This window comes from Helicobacter rodentium ATCC 700285 (genome assembly GCF_000687535.1).
Taxonomy (GTDB): Bacteria; Campylobacterota; Campylobacteria; order Campylobacterales; family Helicobacteraceae; genus Helicobacter_D; species Helicobacter_D rodentium.
Genome location: NZ_JHWC01000015.1, coordinates 21,341 through 27,383, shown reverse-complemented (window position 1 = coordinate 27,383; position 6,043 = coordinate 21,341). Strand labels below are relative to the sequence as shown.

Below are 6,043 nucleotides of genomic sequence, written 5' to 3'. Positions count from 1 at the left end.
CAATTCCAAACTTTTAAGATTCCATTGTGATATTTTTCTTTTTTCATTATTATAGATTGCTTCGTCATTCGCTTTGCTCATTCCTCGCAATGACAAAAATCTCCCACAAAGCTTTTTTATAATTGAAACATTTTTTAACTTTTGTCTTAGAATTTTGCAAGGTTTCTTAAAATTAAAGTTTTATTTTGATAGAATATAAAGTTTCTTAACAAAAAATTAAGAATTTGTTTTAATTAGGAGGAAATAGATGGCAGAGAATGTCAATCGTAGAGATTTCCTTGGTATGACTCTAGGAGGTATTGCGGCTATTGGTGCGGGTGCATCATTGGTTGCTATGAAATCTTCTTGGGATCCATTGCCAAGCGTTGTTTCAGCTGGTTTCACAACTATTGATTTAAGCAGTATGCAAGATGGTGAATATAGACAAGTTGAATACAGAGGAACGCCTGTATATGTCATTAAAAAGACTGCGGAAATGAAAAAATGTGAAGAAAGAGATGTAGTTGTGGGTAATGCAGATTATAGTTTAGGTATCCAAATTTGCACCCATTTGGGCTGTATTCCATCTTATGATTCTAAAACCACAGAATTTCATTGCGCTTGCCACGGTGGGCGTTTTGATGCTTGTGGTAGAAATGTATTTGGTCCTCCTCCAACACCAATGAAAATTCCACCTTTTAAAATTGATGGTGCAAAATTGGTGCTTGGTGAAGAAGGTCCTGAATACCTTAAACTTGTAGGCAAGGCATAAGGAGTAATATATGGCACAGATTCGTGAAGCAAATGGTATTATTGATTGGTTGGATCAAAGACTTGCAATCAAGCCTTTGATGAAAGTTTTAATGACGGAATATTGGATTCCTAAAAACATCAATTTCCTTTGGGCAATGGGTGTGGTTTTGGTTACTTTATTTAGTATTTTAGTGATTTCTGGATTGTTTTTGCTAATGTATTATAAGCCAGATACCAAACTTGCATTTGATAGTGTAAATTATACAATTATGCAAGAAGTGAAATATGGTTGGTTGTGGAGACATTTACACGCAGTAAGTGCGTCAGTCTGTTTCTTGGTTATTTATATCCATATGTTCGTTGCAATTTATTATGGTTCTTATAAACGCGGGAGAGAGATGATTTGGCTTACAGGTATGGCTTTGTTTGGTTTGTTCTCTGCTGAAGCCTTTAGTGGCTATATGCTTCCTTGGGGGCAAATGAGTTATTGGGCGGCAGCGGTTATTACGAATTTATTTGGTGGAATCCCTGTGATTGGATCGGATTTGGTTGTGTGGATTCGTGGTAACTTTATTGTTGCAGATGCAACCTTGACAAGATTTTTTATGTTACATGTTGTATTGTTGCCTGTTGTGATTATGATTGTTATTGGAGTGCATTTCTACACTTTAAGGATTCCACATGTTAATAATATGTATGGGGAAGAGTTAGACTTTGAAAAAGAAGCAGAGAAGTTTAAAGCAGGAAACAAAAAAGAATCCAAAGTGATTCCTTTCTGGCCTATGTTCCTATCTAAGGATTTCTTTGTTGCGAGTTTCTTCTTGGCAATTTTGTTTTATCTTACTTGCTATCATTACAGCTTTGCGCTAGATCCAATTAACTTTGACCCTGCAGACCACCTTAAAACACCACCGCATATTTATCCTGAATGGTATTTCTTGTGGAGTTATGAGATTTTGCGTGGTTTCTTCTTTAGCTCGGATTTAGGTTTGATAGCATTTGGAATCGCAAATGTTGTGTTTATGCTTTTCCCTTGGTTGGATAGAAGTAAAGTTGTTGCACCTGCACATAAAAGACCCGGCTTTATGGTATTTTTCTGGCTTTTAGTTGCGGATATGATTGTTTTAACAATTTGGGGCAAACTTCCACCAACAGGTGCAAATGCTTATATTGGCTTTGTTGCTACGATTGCATTTTTAGTATTATTATTTGTTATCTTGCCGATCGTTACAAAGCTTGAAGACAAACGGAATTAAGGAGTGAGAATGAAAGAATTCTTAGCATTAATCGTTGTTGTTGTGCTAACAGGGATTATTTATTGGGGTGTTGAACCCTTTGCACATAGTCAGATGAATCCAGAAGTTGCTCCAGCAGATTATCAATTTAGGGATTTAACACCAATTGCATTAGAAGGTAATGCTGCAAATGGTAAAGAGATAGTGAATACAAATTGTCTTGCTTGCCACTCTATTAAAGCAGAGGGAATGGAATCTCCATTTGCTCCAGAAGATGCACTCGCAGCTTATGGAGTTGTTCCACCGGATTTGTCTTCTTCGGGCTTAATTTATGAGAAAAACTTTTTGGCTAATGTGATTAAAAATGCTTCTATTGCCACAAAGCAAACACATAAATTTGATGGAAATCACCCAATGCCAGCTTATGATTGGATGAGTGATCAAGAGATTGCAGATATTGTTGCTTATTTGACTAGCATTGCTCCTCAAGAGTTAAGCGATAAAGAAGTGTTTATTGATGCGTGTGGTCGTTGCCATAGTGTGCGCTATGATAAATGGAGTGCAGAGGGCGGTATGACAGACTATTTAGGCACAAAAGTTCCAGACTTATCTATGATGATTCGTAGTAGAAGTATGGATTATTTGCATACTTTTATTAATGATCCACAAAAGCGACTCGCGGGAACTGCAATGCCACGCGTTGGTTTAACGCAAAATGCAGAAAATCAAGTGGTTGCATATATGGAATCTGTGGGCGATAGTAAAAAGCCTGAACGCGAGGCACTTGGCTATAAACTTGTCATCTTTATGCTCGTGATGGGTGTTATTGCTTATCTTTGGAAGCGTAAAATTTGGCACGATGTGCATTAAGGCTTAAGTTTTAAAGCAGGGGTTTTCCTTGCTTTAAAATCCATAAAAGCACTTCGTCAAAAACTAAACTAAACTTTCACTGCTTAGAATCTTACTATAAAATAACATTTTACCCCTACTTTTGGAAACAGATTGAAATTTGATGATGGAATCGCAATGCTAGAGATCGGATTTATTTTGAGGATTTGATGGAGAGAATCAAAGAATCCTTTGTGGCTAAAATCTGTGGTTTAAAGGCAGTGTAAAGCTTGGTGTGTCCTTGTAGGGCAGATACGATGTCCATAATGTGGAATCTCGCAATAACAAAAAACAAACCACTTAGTCATTACGAGGCATTAGCCAAAGCAATCTATAATCCCGCATACTCAAGATTCCCCCACCGCGTCATTGCGGACAAAAGTGAAGCAATCCATAATCCCGCATACATTAAACTTTACAAAACTTTGCAATTCCAAACTTTTAAGATTCCATTGTGATATTTTTCTTTTTTCATTATTATAGATTGCCACGAAAAGCTAAAGCTTTTCTCGCAATGACAGAGGGATAAAACGCAATGACGCAATGGTTTTTGTCATTGCGAGGCGTAGCCGAAGCAATCCATAATCCCGCATACATTAAACTTTACAAAACTTTACAATTCCAAACTTTTAAGATTCCATTGTGATATTTTTCTTTTTTCATTATTATAGATTGCCACGAAAAGCTAAAGCTTTTCTCGCAATGACAAAAAACAAAATACTTTGTTTGCAAAATTATGGGGTGCCACGAATACTACGCATTCTCGCAAGGACGAACCCAATTAATTAGACTCTGCATTGATAATAGGCTTGTCCAAAGCTAATTCCGCCGTCATTGCAAGGGATTAGATGATGTAGAAAAACTTGTTTATCTCTTAAGGCTTCTAATGTAAGTTGCGTTAAAAGTTTATTTTGGAAGCAACCACCGCTTAATGCAATACAGGTAGAATCCTTAGCGATTTTTGCAATCATTTGGGCTAAAGTATAATGAAAATTAAGTGCAATTTGCGATAATGAAATCTTGTTTTTCAAGTCATTATAAATATCTTGAATGAGGGATTGCCACAAAATGGTATTGTCTCGTATGGTAAAGGGATAGGATTTTGGTTTTGCACCCTTTGTTGCTAAGGATTCTAAAATCATTCCTCCCTCTCCCTCGTAATTTGTTTTCAAACAAACACCGCAAAGTGCGCTTACTGCGTCAAATAACCTACCAACAGAATCGCAAAGTATTTTATCATCTGCTTGATGAAGTTTGTAAAAAAATGCAAGTGCATTCTCTCCAAATTCTTGTTTTAAGGATTCTATTAAGGGTAAATCTAGCCTTGTATAATTTTCTCCAAAGGCACTAAAAAGCATTTCCAAACCAAGTCTTCTAATGTCTTTAATCGCTTTTTCTCCTCCTAGAAGTGCAAAGTTATCAAAATGTGCAAAACGAGAAAACTCTAAAGGCTTCTTTGGATTCCATTTTAGAAATTCTCCTCCCCAAATTTTTCCATCTTCACCATAACCAGTTCCATCAAAAATGACACCCAAAACCTCGCAATCAATAGAATTTTCTGCAATATTTGAAAGCAAATGCGCAAAATGGTGTTGCACAAAATGTGTTTGTGTTGTTTGGCGAATTAAATGCCTTTGTGTGTAATTGGGGTGTAAATCCAATACTAAAGTATTCAAGCTTGTTTTGTATTGATCGCAAAAAAGTTGCTGTGTGGCGGTGAAATTATCCAAACTTGCTAGATTATCCAAGTCTCCTAGATGAGGGCTTAACAGGGTTTTGTTACGAAAATGTAAGCAAAAGGTTGCTTTTTGCTGCGCACCTAAAGCGATGAAATTTCTGGATTCTTCATTGGATTTTTTCTTTGGTAGAGGAAGTGCAATATCAGATAAAAATCCTCTAGCGCGGCGCAAGACTTGCAGATTTTTTAAAATACTTTCTTGATTTTTGAGTCCATATTCCCTTACAAGGCTATCATCAATGGGGTTTAGAATATCACGATTAAAGAATAAGATACCATCGCAGACTTCCCCTAAATGTTCTATGATTGCGCCAAAACTTTTGATAATAGGTTCTCCGCTCAAATTGGCACTTGTAAAGATTAATGGTAAGTTTAGTGCATAAGTGAGTAAATAATGCAAAGGTGCGTAGGGTAGAATAATGCCTAAAGTGTTGAGGTTTGGCGCAATACAATCAAGTGGTAAAGAATCTTGAGTGTTGAATCGCTTTGCTTCCGTTAAAACAATAGGGGAAATAGGGGAAGTAAGAATTGTTTTTTCATTTGCATTGAGTTGGGCATAAGATTCTGCCATTTCTAAATCTTTGCACAGAATTGCAAAGGGTTTTGTGGGGCGATGTTTGCGTTCTCTAAGTCTTGTAATTGCTTGAATATTGAGGGCGTTGCATACAAGAGCATAACCGCCAATACCCTTAATAGCAAGGATTTTACCCTTTTTTAAATCTTTAATTGCTGCTTGGAGCGGATTGGAATGAAAGATATTTTTAGATTCTAATTTTTCGTATAATGTAGAATCAGGGATCTCTCCTAGTGGTATATTGAGGGATTTAAATTGTTTGAGATTGTCTGCGTAAAATAGCTTTGGTCCGCAAACTTGACAGCAGTTAATTTCTGAGTGGAATCTACGAGAATTTGGGTCATCATATTCGCTTTGGCATTCTTTACACATTTTAAATTTTGCCATTGAAGTGTTTTGCCTATCGTAGGGAAGGGTGGAAATAAGACTATATCTTGCTCCACAATTTGTGCAACTAATAAACGCATAACCAAAGCGGCGATTGTTGGAATCAAACAATTCTTTCAAGCAATCTTGACAAAGCGCAATATCTGCTGGAATCGTAGCACTTAGGGGTAGATTTTGCTCACTTTGTTTGATGATGAAATCTTGATAGATTGGGTTTGTTGGGATTAAATTTTGGTTGAAATGTGTGATTTTTGCGACATTTGGGGGATTTTTTAAATCTTTGATAAAGGCTTTAAGTTGTTTCTCTTTGCCTTGTGCTACAATCCAAACGCCTTGCGTATCATTGCATACAAAACCTTTTAGTTTGTGTTGTGTTGCAATTCTATACACAAAAGGACGGAATCCCACTCCTTGCACGATTCCTTGTAGATGAAATTCATAAGTGAGTAGTTGCTGGATTTTATTTTTAGACATTTTCAAACTTTCTTT

The 6,043-nt window shown here is 36.5% G+C and carries 5 protein-coding genes; 4 read left to right on the top strand and 1 reads right to left on the bottom strand.

From position 1 onward, the window contains the following. Window positions 1-247 precede the first annotated feature (247 nt). The 4 genes from BS85_RS0109605 to BS85_RS0109590 all read left to right on the top strand — a co-directional run bounded on the left by BS85_RS0109605 (window position 248) and on the right by BS85_RS0109590 (window position 3,313). Window positions 248-751, top strand: a complete 504-nt coding sequence (locus BS85_RS0109605) for a Rieske 2Fe-2S domain-containing protein (protein ID WP_026944599.1) — start codon at window positions 248-250, stop codon at window positions 749-751. A 10-nt stretch (window positions 752-761) separates the two neighbouring features. Further along, window positions 762-1,988: a cytochrome b gene (locus BS85_RS0109600; protein WP_026944598.1), complete on the top strand. Its 1,227-nt coding sequence runs from the start codon at window positions 762-764 to the stop codon at window positions 1,986-1,988. A 9-nt stretch (window positions 1,989-1,997) separates the two neighbouring features. Then, window positions 1,998-2,837, top strand: coding sequence for a c-type cytochrome (locus BS85_RS0109595; RefSeq protein ID WP_026944597.1), 840 nt, complete (start codon window positions 1,998-2,000; stop codon window positions 2,835-2,837). A gap of 275 nt (window positions 2,838-3,112) precedes the next feature. Next, window positions 3,113-3,313, top strand: a complete 201-nt coding sequence (locus BS85_RS0109590) for a hypothetical protein (RefSeq protein WP_026944596.1) — start codon at window positions 3,113-3,115, stop codon at window positions 3,311-3,313. 327 nt (window positions 3,314-3,640) lie between these two features. Here BS85_RS0109590 and hypF read toward each other — a convergent pair whose 3' ends face one another. Continuing rightward, window positions 3,641-6,028: a carbamoyltransferase HypF gene (gene hypF, locus BS85_RS0109585; protein WP_034551606.1), complete on the bottom strand. Its 2,388-nt coding sequence runs from the start codon at window positions 6,026-6,028 to the stop codon at window positions 3,641-3,643. Between the last annotated feature and the right edge of the window lie 15 nt (window positions 6,029-6,043).

What these genes read in the sequence shown, in the direction of transcription:
- BS85_RS0109605 (WP_026944599.1), top strand. Translation starts at nt 248, where the DNA reads ATGGCAGAGAATGTCAATCGTAGAGATTTCCTTGGTATGACTCTAGGA.
- BS85_RS0109600 (WP_026944598.1), top strand. Translation starts at nt 762, where the DNA reads ATGGCACAGATTCGTGAAGCAAATGGTATTATTGATTGGTTGGATCAA.
- BS85_RS0109595 (WP_026944597.1), top strand. Translation starts at nt 1,998, where the DNA reads ATGAAAGAATTCTTAGCATTAATCGTTGTTGTTGTGCTAACAGGGATT.
- BS85_RS0109590 (WP_026944596.1), top strand. Translation starts at nt 3,113, where the DNA reads ATGTCCATAATGTGGAATCTCGCAATAACAAAAAACAAACCACTTAGT.
- hypF (WP_034551606.1), bottom strand. Translation starts at nt 6,028, where the DNA reads ATGTCTAAAAATAAAATCCAGCAACTACTCACTTATGAATTTCATCTA.